At 63.4% G+C, this 19,104-nt stretch carries 19 protein-coding genes and 1 pseudogene; 14 read left to right on the top strand and 6 right to left on the bottom strand.

From position 1 onward, the window contains the following. The first annotated feature begins 17 nt into the window (after positions 1-17). Positions 18-932 carry a YutD family protein gene (locus ACFPB1_RS17400; protein ID WP_379227374.1) on the top strand — a complete coding sequence of 305 codons (915 nt, stop codon included), beginning with the start codon at positions 18-20 and terminating at the stop codon, positions 930-932. A 154-nt stretch (positions 933-1,086) separates the two neighbouring features. On the opposite strand, the gene ACFPB1_RS17395 is transcribed toward ACFPB1_RS17400, so the two are convergent. The 3 genes from ACFPB1_RS17395 to ylbJ all read right to left on the bottom strand — a co-directional run bounded on the left by ACFPB1_RS17395 (position 1,087) and on the right by ylbJ (position 4,831). Next, a complete protein-coding gene (locus ACFPB1_RS17395; protein WP_379227373.1) occupies positions 1,087-2,826 on the bottom strand; it encodes an ABC transporter ATP-binding protein in 1,740 nt (579 codons plus the stop codon). A gap of 1 nt (position 2,827) precedes the next feature. Beyond that, entirely contained in the window at positions 2,828-3,625 is a 798-nt protein-coding gene (locus tag ACFPB1_RS17390; RefSeq protein WP_379227372.1) for an NAD kinase, read from the bottom strand. A gap of 132 nt (positions 3,626-3,757) precedes the next feature. Further along, the gene (gene ylbJ / locus ACFPB1_RS17385; protein WP_379227408.1) at positions 3,758-4,831 is read right to left on the bottom strand and encodes a sporulation integral membrane protein YlbJ; all 1,074 of its coding nucleotides are present in this window, start codon (positions 4,829-4,831) and stop codon (positions 3,758-3,760) included. A 459-nt stretch (positions 4,832-5,290) separates the two neighbouring features. Here ylbJ and ACFPB1_RS17380 point away from each other — a divergent pair, with 459 nt between their 5' ends. Both ACFPB1_RS17380 and ACFPB1_RS17375 read left to right on the top strand, forming a co-directional pair. Further along, positions 5,291-5,668 (top strand): globin, encoded by a 378-nt coding sequence (locus ACFPB1_RS17380; protein ID WP_379227371.1) that lies wholly within the window; start codon positions 5,291-5,293, stop codon positions 5,666-5,668. A gap of 52 nt (positions 5,669-5,720) precedes the next feature. Then, positions 5,721-5,795 (top strand): annotated as a pseudogene (locus ACFPB1_RS17375) (DUF2225 domain-containing protein); the annotation flags it as partial. A gap of 255 nt (positions 5,796-6,050) precedes the next feature. Here ACFPB1_RS17375 and ACFPB1_RS17370 read toward each other — a convergent pair. After that, positions 6,051-6,287, bottom strand: coding sequence for a hypothetical protein (locus ACFPB1_RS17370; RefSeq protein WP_208850372.1), 237 nt, complete (start codon positions 6,285-6,287; stop codon positions 6,051-6,053). Next, complete coding sequence (locus ACFPB1_RS17365) at positions 6,284-6,466, bottom strand: YycC family protein (RefSeq protein ID WP_379227370.1); 183 nt, start codon at positions 6,464-6,466, stop codon at positions 6,284-6,286. Before ACFPB1_RS17365 ends, ACFPB1_RS17370 begins: the two co-directional genes overlap by 4 nt. Positions 6,467-6,756: 290 nt before the next feature. On the opposite strand from ACFPB1_RS17365, the gene ACFPB1_RS17360 reads away from it, so the two are divergent. Beyond that, positions 6,757-8,550 carry a M3 family oligoendopeptidase gene (locus ACFPB1_RS17360; protein WP_379227369.1) on the top strand — a complete coding sequence of 598 codons (1,794 nt, stop codon included), beginning with the start codon at positions 6,757-6,759 and terminating at the stop codon, positions 8,548-8,550. A gap of 181 nt (positions 8,551-8,731) precedes the next feature. After that, positions 8,732-9,214, top strand: coding sequence for a nucleoside-diphosphate kinase (gene ndk / locus ACFPB1_RS17355; protein WP_379227368.1), 483 nt, complete (start codon positions 8,732-8,734; stop codon positions 9,212-9,214). 131 nt (positions 9,215-9,345) lie between these two features. Here ndk and ACFPB1_RS17350 read toward each other — a convergent pair whose 3' ends face one another. After that, positions 9,346-9,984, bottom strand: coding sequence for a nitroreductase family protein (locus tag ACFPB1_RS17350; RefSeq protein WP_379227367.1), 639 nt, complete (start codon positions 9,982-9,984; stop codon positions 9,346-9,348). Positions 9,985-10,288: 304 nt separating this feature from the next. Here ACFPB1_RS17350 and ACFPB1_RS17345 point away from each other — a divergent pair, with 304 nt between their 5' ends. Genes ACFPB1_RS17345 through ACFPB1_RS17305 form a run of 9 tightly spaced genes read left to right on the top strand, consistent with a single transcriptional unit; the run spans position 10,289 to position 19,102 of the window. Next, on the top strand, positions 10,289-11,386 hold the full coding sequence (locus ACFPB1_RS17345; RefSeq protein WP_379227366.1) for a hypothetical protein: 1,098 nt from the start codon (positions 10,289-10,291) through the stop codon (positions 11,384-11,386). A 12-nt stretch (positions 11,387-11,398) separates the two neighbouring features. Then, positions 11,399-12,637 (top strand): CpaF family protein, encoded by a 1,239-nt coding sequence (locus tag ACFPB1_RS17340; protein WP_379227365.1) that lies wholly within the window; start codon positions 11,399-11,401, stop codon positions 12,635-12,637. Continuing rightward, entirely contained in the window at positions 12,634-13,479 is an 846-nt protein-coding gene (locus ACFPB1_RS17335) for a type II secretion system F family protein (protein ID WP_379227364.1), read from the top strand. Before ACFPB1_RS17340 ends, ACFPB1_RS17335 begins: the two co-directional genes overlap by 4 nt. Positions 13,480-13,492: 13 nt before the next feature. Next, positions 13,493-14,347, top strand: coding sequence for a type II secretion system F family protein (locus ACFPB1_RS17330; RefSeq protein WP_379227363.1), 855 nt, complete (start codon positions 13,493-13,495; stop codon positions 14,345-14,347). A gap of 35 nt (positions 14,348-14,382) precedes the next feature. Beyond that, complete coding sequence (locus ACFPB1_RS17325; RefSeq protein WP_379227362.1) at positions 14,383-14,574, top strand: Flp1 family type IVb pilin; 192 nt, start codon at positions 14,383-14,385, stop codon at positions 14,572-14,574. Continuing rightward, on the top strand, positions 14,564-15,277 hold the full coding sequence (locus ACFPB1_RS17320; RefSeq protein ID WP_379227361.1) for a TadE/TadG family type IV pilus assembly protein: 714 nt from the start codon (positions 14,564-14,566) through the stop codon (positions 15,275-15,277). The genes ACFPB1_RS17325 and ACFPB1_RS17320 overlap by 11 nt, the downstream gene beginning before the upstream one ends. Beyond that, positions 15,270-17,531, top strand: coding sequence for a hypothetical protein (locus ACFPB1_RS17315; protein WP_379227360.1), 2,262 nt, complete (start codon positions 15,270-15,272; stop codon positions 17,529-17,531). Before ACFPB1_RS17320 ends, ACFPB1_RS17315 begins: the two co-directional genes overlap by 8 nt. Beyond that, entirely contained in the window at positions 17,494-18,588 is a 1,095-nt protein-coding gene (locus ACFPB1_RS17310) for a TadE/TadG family type IV pilus assembly protein (protein WP_379227359.1), read from the top strand. The genes ACFPB1_RS17315 and ACFPB1_RS17310 overlap by 38 nt, the downstream gene beginning before the upstream one ends. Beyond that, the gene (locus tag ACFPB1_RS17305) at positions 18,581-19,102 is read left to right on the top strand and encodes an A24 family peptidase (protein ID WP_379227358.1); all 522 of its coding nucleotides are present in this window, start codon (positions 18,581-18,583) and stop codon (positions 19,100-19,102) included. Before ACFPB1_RS17310 ends, ACFPB1_RS17305 begins: the two co-directional genes overlap by 8 nt. Positions 19,103-19,104: the final 2 nt, after the last annotated feature.

The following is a 19,104-nucleotide window of genomic DNA, read 5'->3' as shown; positions in this document are numbered from 1 at the left end:
AGGAGTGAGAAGCACCCTTGATCCATATTAGCGGCAGAACCTACGCATTAATTCACGAAAACAGAAACGGCTGGAATCTGGAAGCGTTCCGCGAACGGTACAGCGACGTGCTGGAACGGTACGATTACGTCGTCGGGGACTGGGGTTACAATCAGCTGCGTCTCAAGGGGTTCTTCCGCGACGGCCATCCGAAGGCGACGCGGGACACCGTGATCTCCTCGATGGCGGATTATATCAACGAATACTGCAATTTCGGCTGCGCCTATTTCGTGCTCGAGAAGCAGCCCGGCGGCTCGAAGCAGGGCGAGGACGGCAACGCGGGCAATGACGGCGAGATCGAGATCATCGAGGTGCCGGACAGCGCCGAGGAGGTCTATCTGACGGCTTCCCGCGCGATCGCGGCCGCCAAGGCGGTCGAGGCGCCGGCTGCGGAGAACCCGCACGTGAAGTTCATGCCCCGCCACGAACGGGACCTGCGCCGCGAGCAGCAGCGCAACCGGCACCGGGACACGGGGAAGGAAACGGACAAAGAGAAGGACGGCGGACGCGAGAACCGCAAGCCGGCCGGCAAGGACCGCGACCATGGAGGCCGTCAAGGCCAGCAGGGCGGACGCGGCCAGCAGCATGACCGCGGGGAGCGCCAGGAACGCGGCGAGCGTCAGGACCGGCCGAACCGCGGCGAGCGGCAGGAACGCGGGGAACGGCAGGACCGCGGCGAGCGCCAGGAACGCGGGGAACGTCAGGAACGCAGCGAGCATCGCGGCGAACGTCCCGACCGAGGCGACCGCCCGGAGCGGTCGGACCGCAACCGGGGCAAGCGTCATTTCAATCCGAACCAGCAGCATCCGAAGGCGCCCGCAGCGGCGGCTTCCGAGCCCAAGCAGCAGCATTCGCCGGCGAAGAATAAAGACACCGCGCCGAAGCAGCAGTAGCTGCGAGCGCGTCGCATGCCAAACGGCCCTGCAGGCCTCGAGCCTGCAGGGCCGTTTTTTCGCAGGCGCGGCGGCCGGCGGACTGAACACAGCAAGGACCGGGTCGGCCAATGCCGCCCGGTCCTTGCTTCACGTTCCGGCGTCCGCCCGGAAGCTATAGATACTGCACGTTATAGAGCCGGGCATACGCCCCGTTCCGGGCCATCAGCTCGTCGTGCGTCCCCAGCTCGACGATTTCCCCGTGCTCCATGACGACGATGGGATTGGCATGCGTGATGGTCGACAGCCGATGGGCGACGACGATCGTCGTCCGGTTGCGGGCCAGCTCCGCGAGCGATTCCTGGATCGCGTGCTCCGACTCGAGATCGAGCGCCGACGTCGCTTCGTCCAGCACGAGAATGGCGGGATCCTTCAGGAAGACGCGGGCGATGGCGATGCGCTGCTTTTGCCCGCCGGACAGCTTGACGCCCCGTTCGCCGATCTCGGTATCGTAGCCTTGGGGCAGCGACTGGATGAACGCGTGGGCGTTGGCCCGCTTGGCCGCTTCGACGACGGCTTCATCGGAAGCCTCGGGATTGCCGAGCAAAATATTGTCGCGGACGGAGCCGCTGAACAGGATGTTGTCCTGCAGCACCATTCCGATATGCGCGCGCAAGCTCCGCTGCGTGACGCGGTCGATCGGCACGCCGTCGATCCGAATGCAGCCTTCCTGCACGTCGTAGAACCGGGCGAGCAGGCTGACCATTGACGACTTGCCCCCGCCGCTCATGCCGACGAGCGCGGCGGTCGCCCCGCGCGGAATCGTCAGGTTGATGCGCCGCAGCACCCAATCCGTCTCGTGCTGATAGCGGAACGAGACGTTCTCGAACGCGATGTCGCCGCGGACCGCAGGCAGCGCGGCGGCGTCCGGCGCGTCCTTCACCTCCGGCCGTTCGTCCAGCAGCTCCATGACCCGCTCGAGGGAAGCCGACGCCTGCGTCAGCTCGGTCGACGCATTGACCAGCCGGCGCAGCGGCGCGTAGAGCCGGTCCAGATACCCGTAGAATGCGACGAATTCGCCGAGGGTGAGCGCGCCCCGGATCACGAGGTAGCCGCCGGCGGCCAGCACGAGCAGCGGCGCGATTTCGGTCAGCGTGTTGATGATCGACTGCGTGAGGGCGTTCCAGCGCGTCAGCGCGAAGGCGCGCTCGAGGAACGCGTTATTCCGTCGGCCGAACTGCTGCTCCTCGTGGCGCTCGAGCGTGAAGCTCTTGATGACCGGGACGCCGTTCACGTGCTCGTTCAGGTAGCCCTGCATGTCGGCGAGCGCCTGCGAGCGGGACTTGGAATAGCCGCGGAGCCGCTTGTACAGCTTCTTCACCGCGTAGCCGTAGAAGGGCAGAATGGCGATCGCGACGAACGTCAGCGGCACGTTCATGCCGAACATGATGACGAGCGCGATGACGAGCGTGAAGATGTCCAGCCAGACGTTCATGAGGCCGGTCTCCACGAGCGCCTTCGTCTGTTCGGCGTCGTTCATCATCCGGGAGATGATCTCGCCGGACTTGCGGTTCTGGTAGAACCGCAGCGACAGGTGCTGCAGATGCACGTACAGCTTGTTGCGCAGGTCATACAAGACCCGGCTCGTCGTGAACTGGGCGAAATACTGCCGGAAATATTCAATCGGATACCGAAGGACGACGAAGATCAAAAAGGCCAGCCCGACTGCTTTGAACAGCCGGGCGGTTTTGTCGGCGGCGGGCAGCTTGGCGAGCAGCACGTCGTCGACGACGTATTTGATGAACAGCGGCAGCGTCAGCGGAATCGCGAACTTGACGGCGCCGATAAGCAGCGTCAGCGCGACGAGCCACTTGTACGGCTGGACGAGGCGGTAAAAGGCGCGATACCGGTTCATGTCACTTCAGTTCGTAGCCCAGGAATGCTTCCCGGACCCGGTTCCAGAACGGGAACGGCCGGTAGCGGGCGAAGCTGATTTTCCGCGCGGACACGCTGCACCGGATGGATCGGATGTCGTCGCGCGTGATGTTCAGGTGGTCGAACGTCAGCTGCAGCCGCTGGTCCTTGCGCGAAATGATGTCACAGTGATGATGCTGGGGGAGCACGACGGACGAGCCGAGCGTACGGTACACCCGGTTGTTGATGGACGCGATCTCGGCGATTTGCAGGCAGTCGATGGAAGGATGGATGACCGCGCCGCCGAGGCTCTTGTTGTAGGCGGTGCTGCCGCACGGCGTCGAGACGACGATGCCGTCGCCGCGGAACATCTCGAAGAGCTCGTCGTTGATGTCGATCTCCGCGACGAGCGTATTGTCCACGCCCTTCAGCGTGAATTCGTTGACTGCGATATAGGTGGACAGCCCCTCGGACGTGTCGAGCACGATTTCCGCGAGCGGGTAGCGCACGATCTTCGGCTCGTCCTCCGCCATCATGCCGACCAGCGTCTCCAGCTCGTCGGCTTTCCAGTCGGCGAAGAAGCCGAGATGGCCGGTGTGGATGCCGACGAAGGCGACGTCGTCGATCCGGTCGATGTGGGTATGGAAAGCTTGCAGCAGCGTCCCGTCGCCGCCGATGGAGATGACCGTTTCGGGCCGTTCCTCGTTGCGCTTCAGGCCGCGGGCTGCCGCGAGCGTATGGAAATCGGCGGCCAGCTGCTTGGACAGCTTGTCGCCTCTGTCAATGACGTCGTAATTCAAAAGTTCTAGCCCCTTCCGCACGGCCGGGCGTTCCGAAGGGACGGTCCGCGCCGCGTTCGGGCGGCGGCCGCTTCGGGGCGCGTCAGCCTGTTTCTTCTTGCATCATAGCCGAAAACGGGGCTGAACACAACGTCACGCGGCCGGTCCGAGCCATCCCCAAAGCGCGTAGATGAGCGCGGCGGCGATGAGCCCGTGCAGCAGGCGGGCCAGGAGAAAAGGCTTATAGCGCAAGTCCGTGCGGCTGAGCAGGCTGGCGACCTGGGCATGGACGGACAGGCCGGCCCAGGAGAGCACGAACGCGGCGATCGCCGCCTGGTGCGCGAGCCCGCCGCCCGCGGCTTCGCCCGCGGCGCGCGCGCCGAGCGTCACCTCGAAGAGGCCGCTCACGACGGCGTCGGACAGCGCGTCCGGCATGCCCGCGAAGCCGAGCAGCAACCGGATCGCGGCGGCGAGCACCCCGATGCCGCCGGTCTGCCGGAGCAGCTCCATGACGACGGAGAAGACGACGACGAGGCCGCCGACGACGATCATGAGGCGCAGCGCGGCCTGCACCGCGTCCTGCAGCAGCGTGCCGAGGGAGCGGCCGTCCTGCAGGCGCGCCTCGTGCATGGCCCGGATCGCATCGGCGAACCGGCCGCGCCCGCGACTGCCGGGAGCTGCCGCCTTTGCCTCGGCGCTAGCCGGCGAATGGCGGTCGTGGAACCGCATCAGCAGCCCGATGATCAGGCCGCCGCCGTAATGCGCCGCGGCCAGGATGGGCGCGAGTGCGGCGCTGTGGAAGAACCCGACCGATACGGCGCCGATCAGGAAGATCGGATCCGACGTCGTCGTGAAGGCCACGAGCCGCTCGCCTTCGGCGCGGTTGATGAGCCGCTGCTCCCAGAGCTGTGCCGTTAGCCGGGCGCCGACGGGATACCCCGACGCGTAGCCCATCGTGACGACGAAGCCGCCGATGCCCGGGATGCGGAAGAGCGGCCGCATGAACGGATCGAGCATTTTGCCGAAGAAGTGGACGATGCCGAAGCCGAGCAGCAGCTCGGAGATGACGAAGAAGGGGAAGAGCGCCGGGAACAGCACCTCCCACCAGATCGCAAGCCCCCGGAGGGAAGCCTCGAACGCCTGGGCGGGAAACGCCGCGAGCAGCAGCGCGAGCAGCGCCGTCGACCAGGCGGGAACGACGGACGGCCGAAGCAGGAACCGAACGATATGCAAAGGGTGTTCCCTCCTATGGACGAATGGAAATCGGGCTTACTACTGCTATATGTTCCCGCTCGGACAATCATCACTTGTCCTCCGGCGATCTTGTCCGGAAAAGCCTGGAAAATGCCGGGTTCACGAAAAATTATTTTTTTGAGAACGCTTGCAAAACCTGCTGTCTTTTTGATTCCGATATGGTACAATCGGAGTAAGACAAACGCTAGAGGTGATGGGTATGAGTATTCTAGCCGGCATTCTTGTCTGCGCCTTCGTGTACGTCATCCGCGAGTCGCTGGTGGCTCCGGGGGAAGAGGATTACGAGAGTTGATCCGTCGTTCAACAGTTTCATACTACGCCGCAATGCCCTCTTGCGAGAGGGCATTTTTTTGATGTTTTCGTCCCGGCCGGAAGGCCGAAATGTTTGGTATAATAATCTCAAACACCTAATTAACGGAGATGAAGTTGACAATGAATAACTATAGCACTATTTTCGAAGCCGTTGGAGGCGTCGCAGGAATCAGGCGGATCGTGGAGGCCTTTTATCCCAAGGTGCAGCGCAATCCGCTGATCGGGCCGCTGTTCCCGGCCGACATCGACCCCGTCATGGACCGGCAGACGCTGTTTCTGTCGCAGTTCTTCGGCGGTCCGCCTCTGTATTCGGACGAGTACGGCCACCCCATGATGCGCGCCAGACATCTGCCTTTCCCCATCACGCCGGAACGAGCGGAAGCATGGCTGGGGTGCATGAAGGAGGCGCTGGCCGAGACCGATCTGCCGCAGGAGCTGCAGGCGATCATCTTGGAGCGGCTCTCGGGGCCGGCGCATCATTTTATTAACCAACCCTGAATGATCTGGAGACGTGTTGACGAGACCCGGATTATTACTCAACGCCACGCTGATGTATGTGATCGGGGAGCTGCACCGGCGCCTCGGCGAGCCGCGGGACGTCGTCCGCTGGTTCTCCCGCGTCGTGAACGACAAGCAGATCACCGACGCCTCGATGATTCGCGCGAGCCGCGAGCAGTGGCAGCTGGTTCGCGAGAGCAGACGGGCCTCGGCGAGGGTGCGGCCGCCGGCATCGCGTAACGGCAGCGCGAACAAGCCGCCCGGACTTGGGAGTCCGGGCGGCTTTCCGTCGCGTTCGTTTTTCGGTTCCCGGTTCGGCAAGTGTCCGGCTATGCCCTCGCGTTCAGCCATCCGGGGTGCGGCCGGGGCCGGCAAGCGCGGCTCAGGCGCGGCGCAGCACGGTGTCCGTCAGCAGGTAGTCCTGGTCCGTGTCCAGGACGGTCACTTTATTATGGCAGCACGGAAAGACGAGCAGCTTCTTCTTGCCGCCGCGGATCTCGGCCAGCTCCTTCGGCCGCATCGGGAGCAGGACGTTGTCCTGCCCGCAGAACGGACAGGAGGCGACGTATACGTCCTTCATGACGACGTCGTACGGCCAGGCGCGCTCGAACGGGATCACGGCTTGCCGTCTCCTTCGGCGCCGTCGCCTGCCGCGGGCTTGGCGTCGGCCTTCGCCAGCTCAGCGATTTTTTGCAGCAAAATATGCTTCGGCATATGCATGAGATGCTCCAGCGGCACGTTCAGTTCCTTGGCCAGCTTCACGGCCGTCTCGGGGGACAGCTGCAGCGGTTGGGACATCGTCGTCAACTCCTTCGTCGCGTCTAATCGCGTCTAATCGTAAGCGCGGAAAACTTGTCTGTATAGGATTGGTAAAAGGACGGCCTTTGCCGTTATAATCAGTTATACACCGATGCGCTTCGTTGCGCAACGCGTACGCCTTCGGGCTGATGCCGGAAGGCCGCGCCCGAGGCCGTTCGCGAGGGTTCGGTTCGGCCTTGCGCGAATCTGTTCTCGACGCAGGCGGCCGGATGTCCGGCTTGGTTTGGCTTCATAGACGAATACGAACTTATTTTGAGGAGGCACCCACAATGACAACCACTTATCCGTTGACTTGGGACTTAGACGCGATTTATCCGGGCGGCTCGGGTTCCGCAGCATTCCTGGCGGAACTGGCCGGCATGGAACGCGACATCGAAGCGTTGACCGGCGAGCTTGCCGCGCTGCCGGCGGACGCATCGCCGAATGGGGCGCAATTGAGCGCATGGACGGCCGCCGTGCAGTCGATCCTGCTGCGGCTGCGCCAGTCCGACTCGTTTGTCTCCTGCCTGCAGGCGCAGCAGATGAAGGACGCCGCAGCGAACGGCCTGAACGACCGCGTGAAGACGATGTCCGCGAAGTTCAACGCCGCGCTGACCCGCTACGACGAGCAGCTGCTGCGCGTCGACGGCGCTTCGTGGGAGGCGTGGCTGAAGGAAGGCGACGCGGCGCAGGTCGCGTTCGTGTTGAACGAGCGCCGCGAAGCTGCGAAGGAGAAGCTGCCGCCGGAGCAGGAGGCGCTGGCCGGCGAGCTGGCGGTCGACGGCTACCACGGCTGGGGCGACTTCTATAACACGATCGTCTCGCGCATCCGCTTCGACGTGACGGAGGAAGACGGCACCGCGAAGGCGCTGTCCGCGGGGCAAATGTTCAACCGGTTGTCGAACGCCGACCGTTCCGTGCGCGAAACCGCCTTTAAAGAATGGGAACGCGGCTGGGGCGAGCAGGCCGATCTGTGCGCTGATACGCTGAACCGCATTGCCGGCTTCCGCCTGAAGCTCTACGACAAGCGCGGCTGGGAGAACGTGCTGAAGGAGCCGCTCGACATCAACCGGATGAGCGCCGCGACGCTGGACGCGATGTGGGCGGCGGTCGAAGAAGGCAAGCCGAAGCTCGTGCGCTACCTGGAGCGCAAGGCGAAGCTGCTCGGACTGGACAAGCTCGATTGGCACGACGTCCACGCGCCGCTCGGCCAAGTCGAGAAGAAGGTGTCCTACGACGAAGCGGCCGCGCTCATCAAGGCGCAGTTCGGCGCGTTCAGCCCGGATCTGGCGGCATTTACGGAAATGGCCTTCCGCGACGCGTGGATCGAGGCGGAGGATCGCCCCGGCAAGCGGCCAGGCGGCTTCTGCACCGCGTTCCCGAAGAGCGGGCAGACGCGCATCTTCATGACGTACTCCGGTACGCCGGACAACGTCTCGACGCTGGCGCACGAGCTCGGCCACGCGTACCATCAGCACGTCATGAACGACCTGCCTCCGCTGGCACAGGAGTACGCGATGAATGTGGCGGAGACCGCGTCGACGTTCGCCGAAATGATCGTGTCGGATTCCGCGCTGGAAGCGGCGACCGAACGCGAAGAGAAGCTGGCGCTGCTCGACGAGAAGCTGCAGAGCACGGTCGCATTCTTCATGAACATCCACACGCGGTTTATTTTCGAGAACCGGTTCTACGCGAAGCGCCGCGAAGGCATGGTCAGCCACGAGGAATTGAGCGCGCTGATGGCGGACGCGCAGCGGGAAGGCTTCGGCGGTGCGCTGGGCGAGCTGCATCCGCATTTCTGGGCGTCGAAGCTGCATTTCTACTTGACGGACGTGCCGTTCTACAATTTCCCGTATACCTTCGGCTATCTGTTCAGCGGCGGCATCTACGCCATCGCCAAGAAGGAAGGCGCGTCGTTCGCGGACAAGTACGTCTCCCTGCTGCGGGACACGGGCCTCATGACGGTCGAAGAGCTGGCCGCGAAGCATCTGGACGTGCGGCTCGACGAGCCGGGCTTCTGGCGCGAAGCGGTAGCGCTGCTGCTGGCGGACGTGGACGCGTTCCTGGCTCTGACCGAAGCGTAAGGCGGCAGAGGAAGACTGAGGGAATACGGAAGGCAAGTTTTGGCGCCGCAGTGGAGGAATGAAAGCTCCCTTGGCGTGGCATACTAAGCACAGAGGGAACGGTGCGGCCCGAGGGCGCGCGCCGTTTTTCTGTCCCTTCGCGGGATGCTGCGATCGGATGATCACGGAAGGAGAGGTTGGCATGCAGCAGCAAGAGCAGACGTTTGTGATGGTAAAGCCGGACGGGGTTCGGAGAGGGCTGATCGGCGCGATCGTGTCCCGCTTCGAGCAGAAGGGCTTCCAGCTGGCGGCCATCGAAATGCGGACGATCGACCGCGCCTTGGCGGAGCGGCATTACGGGGAGCTGCGGTCGAAGCCGTTCTTCGGCGAGCTGGTGGCATATTTGACGTCGGGCCCCGTGTGCGCCATGATCTGGCAGGGTGAGCACGCGGTGGAGAACGCCCGCGCCCTGATCGGGAAGACGAATCCCGTCGAAGCGGCGCCCGGAACGATTCGCGGCGATTTCGCGATGGACATCGCGGGCAACATCGTGCACGGCTCGGATTCGGCGGCAAGCGCGGAACGGGAGATCGGACTGTTTTTCGGCCGGACGCCCGCCGACCACAGCGCAGGCTGGCTGGCGGGGCTCGACGAAGCGCACGGGGGCGAGCATACGGTGCATTGAGCGCTGCGTTCGGCCGGCGAGCGGCTGCATGTCGATGCAGAGTAAAGGAAAGCCCTCGCGGTCGCGCATTCGGGACCGGAGGGCTTTCGTTATATAAACGGGTTATGGGGCAGCGCTTGTGATTGGATCGATTAGAACGACTCGTTGATGACCAGCTGGCTGAGCGGAAGGCGGCCGGACGGACGCGCAGGCGCAGCCGCTTCGCCGATCGGGATCATCATCACCGGAATGTAGCGGGACGGAATGTTGAGCGCTTCGACCAGCTTTTCTTTATCGAAGCCGCCCATCGGCACGGTGTCGTAGCCTTTCGCCTTGGCCGCCAGCATTAGCTGCATAGCCGCCAGACCCGCGTTTTTGTTCGCTTCGTCGCGCGCGACTTGCTCAAACGCGTACGCGCCTTCGATTTGCTTGATCAGGTTGTCGGCCACGTCCTGCGGTACGTATCCGTTTTTCGCAGCGGCTTCATAGATCTCGCGGCCCGTGAGGTGCGCCTGCAGGTCGCCGAGCACGACGACGACGACGGAAGCGTCGGATACTTGCTTTTGGCCGTAGGCGATCGGAACGATCAGATCCTTTTGCTCTTGCTTTTGAATCACGAGGAAACGCCATTGCTGCAGGTTCCACGAAGACGGAGCGGACGCGGCCAGCTCCAGGATTTCGTTCAGCGTTTTTTGCGGAATCGCGACGCCGCGTTTGTATTCGCGCACGGACCCGCGCGCGCGCATGACCTCTTCGGCCGTCAGGTTAGCGGTCGTATTAGTTTGGCTCATAGATATTGTTCTCCCTTTCCTATTGGAATACTTGTATTTAGATAAAGCATATACGATGCATCAGCTATGCGATCGTGTAAGGTCATTATAGTTAACTTACAAAAGATAAGCAACTAATTTAATTGGGGAATAAATGATGCTATTGACCTAAAAAATGGTTGACTCCGAACGTATGTCCGTGGTAAATTATGCTCAAATCAACCGATCTTACGCTACGGAAGCACCGTAACGCGCAGAAACCCTGCGATGTTATGGTGCTTTTTTGCGTTCGTTTCATTCTTGAAGGAGAGTGGCAATCGTCAACATGAGCAAACGACATTTGATCGTGGCGGTCAAAGAAGGCGACTATGTCGAGCGGTTCGCAGAGTATATCCGGGATTCCGCGTTCGGCGAGAGCTGGCAGCTGACGGCGTTCACGAATCCGGCGGCGCTTCGCGGCTTCGTCCGCGGGGGCTACGCAATCGACCTGCTGGCCGCCCAGCCCGCCATGCTCGGCGAGCTGGGCGAGCTGCCTGCCGATCTGCCCGTGGCCGCGCTCGTCGAGTATCTCGGCCAGTCGCGGCACGAGCAAGAAGTGCTGCAGTTTCAGCCGCTGCCGCAGCTGCTGCAGGCGTTCGCCGCGCTGTACGCCGCGGGCGGCAACCGCCTGCCGAAGCCCGTCCGGGAGGGCAAAGGCCCTGCGGTCGTCGCGGTTTATTCGGCTTCCGGCGGCACGGGCAAGACGACGCTGGCCATGCAGGCGGCCAAGCAGGCCGGCATTTTGGGCATGCCCGGCTTTTATTTGAACCTGGAACAGTGGAACGCCTCCTGGATCGAGGGCGACGGCGGTGGCGAAGATTTGGCGAAGCTGCTCTACACGCTGCAGTCCGATGCCGAGCAAGGCGCATCCGCCGTCGCCGCGCTGCGAAGAAGGCATCCGTCGCTCGGCCTCGACATGATCGCGCCGAGCGACAATCCGGACGAGCGGCTCGCGCTCGGCGCGGAGCAGGCGAAACGGCTGATTGCCGCGATTGCCGGCACCGGTGAGTACGGCTGCATCGCCGTCGATTTGGATTGCCGGCTCGACTCGCTGCACGCCGGCGTCTTCGAAGCAAGCGACGCCGTGCTGTGGCTGATGACACCGGATGCCGTCAGCTTGCGCAAAAACGAGCTCGCGCTGGGCTACGGCGAGCGGAAGTTCGGCGACGCGTTCGCATCCCAGAGGCCGAAGTTCCGGTTCGTGCAGCTAGGCGGATCGTCACACGAGCCGGTCGTGTACGGCGGACGGGACTTGCGGATCGACGCGGTGCTCCCGTACGTCGAGGAATGGGCGAGCGGCGGCCATTTAAGCGGCACAGGTGCGATGGCGCCCCATTACCGCGGAGCCGTCGAGACGCTCATCCGCCGGCTCGGGATCGCGTGAGGGGGCGACCGCATGCACGAAGACACGGTACAGCGCCTGAAGGAGCGCATCCGCGGCCAGCTTGAACTCGACAGCGCGCTCACGGACGCGGAGCTCAAGGCGCGGATCGAAGCCGCCGTATTCCGCTGGTGCGCCGATCACCCGCTTCCGGCCGGCGAGAAGGTACAGCTGGTGCGGCGGCTGTTTCACGCATTCCGCGGGCTCGACCTGATCCAGCCGCTGATGGACGACCCCGCCGTGACGGAAATCATGATCAACGGGCACGAGGAACTGTTCGTCGAGCGGGAAGGCCGGCTCGAGCGGCTGCCGTTCGCTTTCGAGAGCCGCGAGCGACTGGAGGATCTGATTCAATCCGTCGTGGCCGGGGTGAACCGCGTCGTCAACGAATCGACGCCGATCGTCGACGCCCGGCTGAAGGACGGCTCGCGCGTGCACGTCGTGCTGCCGCCGGTCGCGCTGAAGGGACCGACGATGACGATTCGTAAGTTCCCGGAGAAGCCGCTGCTGATGAGGGACTTGGTCGCGCTCGGAGCGATCCCGGAAGAGGCGGCTGCGCTGCTCGAGAAGCTGGTCAAGGCGAAGTATAACATTTTCATCAGCGGGGGGACGGGTTCCGGCAAGACGACGTTTCTGAACGCCTTGTCCCAGTTCATCCCCGAGGACGAGCGGCTCGTCACGATCGAGGACGCGGCGGAGCTGCGGATCGTATCCGTGCCGAACCTCGTCTCGCTCGAGACGCGCAACGCCAACACCGAGGGCAAGGGAGCGATTTCGATGCGCGAGCTGATTCGGGCTTCGCTGCGGATGCGTCCGAACCGGATCATCGTCGGGGAAGTGCGGGGCGGCGAAGCGATCGACATGCTGCAGGCGATGAATACCGGGCATGATGGTTCGTTGTCCACGGGTCACGCCAACAGCGCCCGCGACATGATCGCCCGTCTCGAGACGATGGCGCTCGGCGGCGCGGACCTGCCCGTCGCGGTCATCCGTCAGCAGATCGCGTCGGCCATCGACATCATCGTGCATTTGGCCCGGCTGCGAGACCGGTCCCGGCGCGTGACGGAGATATGCGAAGTGACCGGAATGGCAGGGGGCGAGGTCGACGTCTCGCCGCTGTTTCGCTTTGAGGAAGAAGGTGAACGGAACGGCCGCGTCATCGGCGGGTTGAAGCGCTGCCGGAACGGGCTGGCTAGAACATGGAAGCTGAGGATGGCAGGCATGCCGGAGACGATCGGAGGCGAGCAAGGATGAAGAAGAAGCGGAGCGAGGGCCGCCCGCGGCGGGATTGGCCGGATTGGCTCGCATGGCCGGACGCGGCGGCCGCGAAGGCGCGTGCCCGGTCTTCCGAGGGCCTGGTCCGCTATGGCGATTACCGGCTGACCAAGCGGCAGTTCGCGGCGGCGGCACTGACCGGCGGCGCTGCCGTGTTCGCGGCGGCATATCTATTTTATCGCTCGGTGCCGGCCGCACTGCTTTTGGCGGTCCTCGGCATCGCGGCCCCGCGGTTGTACCGCGCGTTTTTGCTGGGGCGGCGAAAGCTTCGCCTGACGCAGCAGTTTAAAGAAGCGCTGTATTCCATCGCTTCCTCGCTCGCGGCCGGGCGATCCGTCGAGAACGCGTTTTTGGCCGCGCAGGAGGATTTGAAATTGCTGTATCCCGATCCGGGGACGGAGATTCTGGCCGAATTCGAGATTCTCGCCGCCCGGATGGGGTACGGCGAACCGCTCGAATTCGCTCTCGCGGATTTCAGCAAGCGGGCGGAGATCGAGGACATCGCCCAGTTCACCGACGTCTTCACGACCTGCAAGCGGTCGGGCGGGGACATGGTGGACGTCATCCGGAGAACATCCCAAATGATCGGCGAGAAGCTGGAGGTCCAGCAGGAAATCTCGGTCATGATCGCCCAGAAGCGGTTCGAGTCCCGAATTATGATGGCGGTGCCGTTCGTGTTTCTCGCGTTTCTGAGCCTGGCCGCGCCGGAATACATGAAGCCGCTCTACAGCGGCGCCGGCTACGTCCTGCTGACCGGCGCATTGCTGGCCCTTGGGCTGTGCTACGCGCTCATGTCGAAGATCATGAATATCCGCTTGTAAGGAGAATGGACATATGGTGGGAGCGTGGGCGGCGGGCTCGGCCATGACGTTAGTGTGGCTCTATGGAATCGTATTGAACGAGCGTTCCGGGGACGGAACCAAGGAACCGAAACGGCGGTGGATCGCGGGTCCCGCTCTCAAGCTGCTGCAGCTGAGCGGGCTGTTAGACCGCATGCAGCCGCTTGCCGCGGGACTGCACGGAAGGCTGCTGCTCCTGCATGGACAAGGCTGGACCGCCGAGGCGAGCCGGACGTATGTCGCCGAAGCCGTCGGCATGGGATACGCGGCGGTTTGCGGCGGGGCTTGGCTCGGTGTCTTAAGCGGGGAACCCGCGATGCCGGTGATCGGCCTGCTGCTCGGATTCGTTCTTCCCGCGGCGAAGTGGCGGGATGTTGCCCGGAAGCTGGCTCGGCGCAAGCAGGACATCGTCCTGCTGCTCCCGGAGCTGCTGAATAAATTGATGCTTCTGCTCGGCGCGGGAGAGACGCTGCAGCGGTCGCTAGTCCGCTGCGCGGAACGAAGCGGTGCTCCCGAAGACCATCCGCTGCTCGCGGAGCTGCGGCGCGTGAACGAAACCGTTCGGAACGGGGAGTCGTTCGCGGGGGCGATGGAGCAGTTCAGCCGGCGCTGCGGCGTGCAGGAGGTTTCGATATTCACGACGACGCTGCTGCTGAACTATCGGCGCGGCGGCGATCGTCTCGTGCTGTCGCTGAAGGAGCTGTCCTACTCGTTGTGGGAGAAACGCAAAGCCGTCATCCGCTCCCGGGGGGAAGAGGCTTCATCGAAGCTGGTGTTTCCGCTCGTCGGCATTTTTTTGGTGCTTATGGTCGTGGTCGCTGCGCCTGCCGTTCTGATGATGGGCGGATAGCGGCCGAAATTCGAATCGAGGGAGAGAAAACGTAAATGCGCAAATGGGGACAAGCGGTACGCCGATTTTGGAAGAACGAGGACGGCTTGGGGACGTTGGAGGTCGTGCTCATCATAGCGGTCGTCATCATCTTGGCGTTGATTTTCAAGGATTGGATTATCGGACTGCTGCAAAAGTTGATGGACAACGCGGATGAGAAGGCAAGCGGGATTTTCGATGACAAGTAATCGCTCACTTGCGGCGCTGTTTAAGCGCGAAGAGGGCAGTTTCACGGTCGAGGCGAGTCTTGTGTTTCCGGTGCTGTTCATAGCGCTGATCGCGCTGCTGATGCTGAGCATGTACGTGTACCAGACGGTCGCGGCGTATCACGGCGCTTCGCTTGCGGCGGAACGGACGGCTTTCCGATGGGATAACAGCTATCGGGACCCCGTCAGCGGCATCGGGCCGACGGGAAGCTACGACGGCTTGTATTGGCGCATAACGGATAACGGCGCACTCCGGTCCTTGTTCGACTTGGCCTCTAGCGGCGCAGGGGAAGAAGGCATCGAGATCGCCATCGGCGAGAACGGGTCTGCCGGAGCCGATGACGGCGAAGAAGAAGATGCGTCCCTGCCGGTTCTCAAGATGCGGACGGAAGGCGCCCGCGTCGCCGGGCCATTCCAAGGCTCGATGCGCTACTCCGGCTCGCTGGAGAAGCGGGTGGACGCGAAGCTGCGGCAGCCGATTTCGATACCGGTGCTGGAGGCGTTTTTGGGCCATTCGGAACCCGCGGCGGAAGCTGCCGCCTCGATCGTCGATCCGGTCGAGCTGATCCGGAACGTCGAGCTCGTACGTTATTACGCCGGCAAGTTCAAGGGCGGCATGAACGGCGACCAGCGAAAGCAGGCGCAGGCGATCCTGATCGGGCGGCAGGAGATGGACCATGGCTAGGCTCGGGGAAGGGCGGAGCATGATTCGGCCGGGCATGCCAGGAACCTCCCGCAAGGAAGCGAGGCTGCGGGAATGGCATCGAGCATTCCGCCGGGAGGACGGATCCGTGTCGCTGTATATGATCGTCGCCACGGCGGCAATGCTGCTGTTCACGGCGCTGCTGGCCGATTACGCGAGAATCGCCGCGTTCAACAAGCAAACCGAGCTCGCGGCGCAGTCCGGCGTCCGTTCGGCTTTGTCGGCTTACGACGAAGCATTATATGCCCGTTACGGTTTATTCGGCGCGGGCGGCTCCGATCGCGGCGAGCTGTTCGCGCAAGCCGCGGAGCGCAATTGGCAGCCCGAGGACGGGAACGGTTTTCAGCTTCTCCGCATCCGGCGGGAGGCCTCCCACGTCGACGCGTACGAGGTGCTCGGGAATCAGACGGTGTTCACCCGCCAAGTGCTGGAAGAGATGAAGTACAAAGCGCCGATCGATTTCACGATGGAAATCGCCTCCCGCTTCGCGCCTATGGGCTCCGCCTTGAAGGAGGCCTCCGCGACGGTGGGCGCGCTGGAGGATGTCAAGAAACTATACGAGGAACGAGAGCGGCATCTCGAACGCGTCGAGGAGATCCGGCGCGATGGCGCCGGGCGGCTGCCCGGCCTTGCTTCCAAGCTCGATGCCGCATCCGGTATCGTGGAAGACTACGGCAGCTACGAGAATTGGCTGCGCGAGGACGCTGCGATCGGCGAGAACGAGCAGCCGAAGCACGCGGCTGCCATCGGGGCTTACCGCGTCCGCGCTTTGAACGATGCGGCGGCTATGGCGGCCGCATCGTCGTCGGAGCTGGAGCGGCTCATGATCGGGCTCGCGCAAGCGCTGACCGAGCTCCAGTCGGCGGAGCGGTTGAACGCGTCAATCGCGGAGGCGGCCAAGCGGATGGAGGAAGCGCAGGACGGCGGCGGGTTCGATCAGCTCGCCGGGACGCAGATCGGCGGACAGACCGCCTCGTCCATGACGCCGGACGAGCTTGCGGGGTTCGGCGACACGCGAAAGTCCATCGGCGGATTGACGATGGAAGCGGACTGGTTCGAGCGTTACCGCAAGGAACTGAACGGGCAGCTTGAAGCTTTTCAAGGATTGGATGCCGCGGCCGCGGGATTTGACGCCGCGGTCCGGTCCGCCTTAGCGGCACCGGGCGGCGGCGCTTTGCTCGATCAAGCATGGGCGAGCGTGAGCCGTGCCGTTCAGGATTACGACCGCCTCTACGGCGATTCGGGAACGGCGCTGCAGGCGAGGCGGGAGGAGCTGCGCCGCCGGCATGCCGGCGATGAGGAACGCAAATCGAACGAGGCGGCGGCGCAGTCGAAGTGGGGCCAAGTTAAGGCGATGATCGGCGGCCTGTCTGCCGAACCCGGCTCGGAGGAGCAGCGTCAAGCGTTTGAGGATGCGAAGCGGCTGGCGGCGGAAAATTTGACGTTCAATCAGGCGGCCGAGAGCGGGGACGCTTCCAATGGCGAGCCGTCCGGCAGCGGAGCGGGAGATTCCGGCGATGCCGCGAAGTCCGCGCTGTCCTCGATGGGGGCGATGTTCGGAGGGATGGGAGATCTGCTCCAGGGCATCCGCGATCCGCTGTACGTCAACGAATACATTGCGCATCGTTTCAGCAGGTTCGATCCCGAGCAGCTTCGCGAGGTGTTCGCCGGCGGCAGCCGGGACGCGTTCGCGCAATCGTTGGCGCTGGAAAACCAGGAAACGGAATTTATTTTATACGGCTTCGGCGAGCCGGGGGCGAATATCGCCGCCGCGTACGGGGAAATTTTCGCCGCACGGCTGGCGATACGGACCATGGAAGGCTTGATTGCCAGCCGCGCGCTCGTGAACCCGCTTCTGATTCTGTCGGCGGCCGTGCTCTATGGCGTCGAGAAATCGATCGCGGACATGACGGCGCTGACGGAAACCGGTAAAGTGCAGCTCTCGAAGTATGTTCCCGTCGAATTGACGTACGCGGATTATTTGCGCCTCTTTCTCTTGCTTCACGGGAGCGGCGGCCAAGCGAGGACGGCTCGCGTCATCGCCGTCATCGAGCACAACACGGGGGTGGATCTGTCGAACGTCGCGACGGGATTGTCGGGCGAACTGACGTCCTCGGTCAATCTTTGGTTTTTGCCGGGACTTATGAGGAGCTTCACGGCGACCGGCATTCTAAGCGGAAAGGTTAAGGATGGCCGTTATGAGAAAACGCAGACGATCGGCAGCTCTTACGGCTAGATGGCGGAGCGAGTCCGGCAGCATCGCGCTCGAAGCGAGCTTGACGCTTCCGATCGTGCTGATGGTGATCATTTTCTTCATTTGTTTGATTCGGCTGAACGCGGCGCAGATGGCGCTTCACGGCGCCGTTTCCCAGACGGCCCGGCAGGCTGCGGCGAATATTCATCCGATCGATCTTGCCGTGAACCGGCTCGCCGAGAGCGGGAACGGAGCGGATTCAAGCGGCGGGACGCAAGGGAATCCAACCGGAAATGGCGACTCCGGCGGCGAGGTTTCGCCGGGCGAATTCTCGGACGGCAGCCCTGTTTCTCCCGGAGGCCCGAGGAACGCACAATCCGCTGGCTCCTCTTCGGACGAACCGCTTCCGGCCGTCGAGTACCTGGCGGATAAGCTCGAGGAGTGGCTCCCGTCGCCGGCCGGCCCTTTGCTCTCCGCAGCTTTGAAGGGGGATTGGCAATCGATCCGGGACACCGCCGCCGCGACGGTCGGCCGGCCCGTTATCGAACCGCTGCTCCGCCGCGAAGCGGACGCTTCTGTGCTTGATCCGGAGCGGATCCGGCTCACGAAGCTCTCCCTTCCCGACCTGAAGGACAAGACCGATCTCACGCTGACGATCGAAGCGGAATATTCGTTTCCGCTCGGCTTTCCGTTCACGAAGAAGGCGATCGTGCTGCGGGAACGGGCGGAGGAACGGGTCTGGACGCCGGATACCGTCCCGGCGCCGCGAGGCGGTGCTTCGGATGACGAGCATGCGCCGATCCAAATCGTGCTGGTCGAGCCTTCCCCGGCGCGTCCGGGACATAAGGCCCGCGTGGTGGTCAAGACGAGCCCGGGCCGAAGCCTGTCCATTCAAGTGCGCTACAAGAGCGGGAATAGCGTCGCCAAGCACTTGGGCGATACGGTCACGGACAGCGAGGGACTTGCCGAATGGACCTGGCTGGTATCCGGCAACACGACGCCGGGCGTATGGGAAATCGTCGTGACGGCTTCCGACGGCGGATCCGCGGCGCGGCATTTCGTCATTCAGAAGAAACCGAAGGAGGGGGAAAATGGCTAGCTGGGCAGTCGTTGCTTTGGCTGCGCCGTTCGTCGCAGCAGCGTTCGCAAGCGACATCCGGAAGATGACGATTCCGAATCGTCTGAATGCCGTTTTTTTTGCGGCGGGAGCGCTTTACCATTTAGCCGCGGGCGGCTGGAATGGAGGCTTGCAGGCGCTGCTGGGCGCCGCCGCCGGCTTGATTCCTATGCTGCTGCTTTACGGGCTGAAAGGCATCGGAGCGGGTGACGTGAAGTTTTTCGCGGCTCTGGGCGCGATCGTCGGAGCGGCGGCCGTTTTGCAGGTGATGATGTACGCCATTTTGTACGGCGGACTGCTGGGACTTGCCTTTTTGCTGCTGAGGAGGAACTTCGCCCGGCGGCTGCTGCTCGGCGCCGTGTCGGTCATCGCCGCCGAATCCCGCCTTGCTGCGGCTTGGGAGACGAATATTGCCGGTTCCGGCGGCCTGCGGTTTCCATTCATGGTTGCGGTTTTGCCGGGAGCCGTTACGGCGTGGTGCATAGCGCCGTTTTAATT

The organism is Paenibacillus sp. GCM10023250, assembly GCF_042653205.1.
Lineage (GTDB): Bacteria > Bacillota > Bacilli > Paenibacillales > Paenibacillaceae > Paenibacillus_Z.
Note: the sequence above shows the minus strand (reverse complement) of the source record. Positions and strands in the feature narration are given on the sequence as shown.

What these genes read in the sequence shown, in the direction of transcription:
- ACFPB1_RS17395 (WP_379227373.1), bottom strand. Translation starts at nt 2,826, where the DNA reads ATGAACCGGTATCGCGCCTTTTACCGCCTCGTCCAGCCGTACAAGTGG.
- ACFPB1_RS17380 (WP_379227371.1), top strand. Translation starts at nt 5,291, where the DNA reads ATGAATAACTATAGCACTATTTTCGAAGCCGTTGGAGGCGTCGCAGGA.
- ACFPB1_RS17365 (WP_379227370.1), bottom strand. Translation starts at nt 6,466, where the DNA reads ATGTCCCAACCGCTGCAGCTGTCCCCCGAGACGGCCGTGAAGCTGGCC.
- ACFPB1_RS17360 (WP_379227369.1), top strand. Translation starts at nt 6,757, where the DNA reads ATGACAACCACTTATCCGTTGACTTGGGACTTAGACGCGATTTATCCG.
- ndk (WP_379227368.1), top strand. Translation starts at nt 8,732, where the DNA reads ATGCAGCAGCAAGAGCAGACGTTTGTGATGGTAAAGCCGGACGGGGTT.
- ACFPB1_RS17350 (WP_379227367.1), bottom strand. Translation starts at nt 9,984, where the DNA reads ATGAGCCAAACTAATACGACCGCTAACCTGACGGCCGAAGAGGTCATG.
- ACFPB1_RS17345 (WP_379227366.1), top strand. Translation starts at nt 10,289, where the DNA reads ATGAGCAAACGACATTTGATCGTGGCGGTCAAAGAAGGCGACTATGTC.
- ACFPB1_RS17340 (WP_379227365.1), top strand. Translation starts at nt 11,399, where the DNA reads ATGCACGAAGACACGGTACAGCGCCTGAAGGAGCGCATCCGCGGCCAG.
- ACFPB1_RS17335 (WP_379227364.1), top strand. Translation starts at nt 12,634, where the DNA reads ATGAAGAAGAAGCGGAGCGAGGGCCGCCCGCGGCGGGATTGGCCGGAT.
- ACFPB1_RS17330 (WP_379227363.1), top strand. Translation starts at nt 13,493, where the DNA reads ATGGTGGGAGCGTGGGCGGCGGGCTCGGCCATGACGTTAGTGTGGCTC.
- ACFPB1_RS17325 (WP_379227362.1), top strand. Translation starts at nt 14,383, where the DNA reads ATGCGCAAATGGGGACAAGCGGTACGCCGATTTTGGAAGAACGAGGAC.
- ACFPB1_RS17320 (WP_379227361.1), top strand. Translation starts at nt 14,564, where the DNA reads ATGACAAGTAATCGCTCACTTGCGGCGCTGTTTAAGCGCGAAGAGGGC.
- ACFPB1_RS17315 (WP_379227360.1), top strand. Translation starts at nt 15,270, where the DNA reads ATGGCTAGGCTCGGGGAAGGGCGGAGCATGATTCGGCCGGGCATGCCA.
- ACFPB1_RS17310 (WP_379227359.1), top strand. Translation starts at nt 17,494, where the DNA reads ATGAGAAAACGCAGACGATCGGCAGCTCTTACGGCTAGATGGCGGAGC.
- ACFPB1_RS17305 (WP_379227358.1), top strand. Translation starts at nt 18,581, where the DNA reads ATGGCTAGCTGGGCAGTCGTTGCTTTGGCTGCGCCGTTCGTCGCAGCA.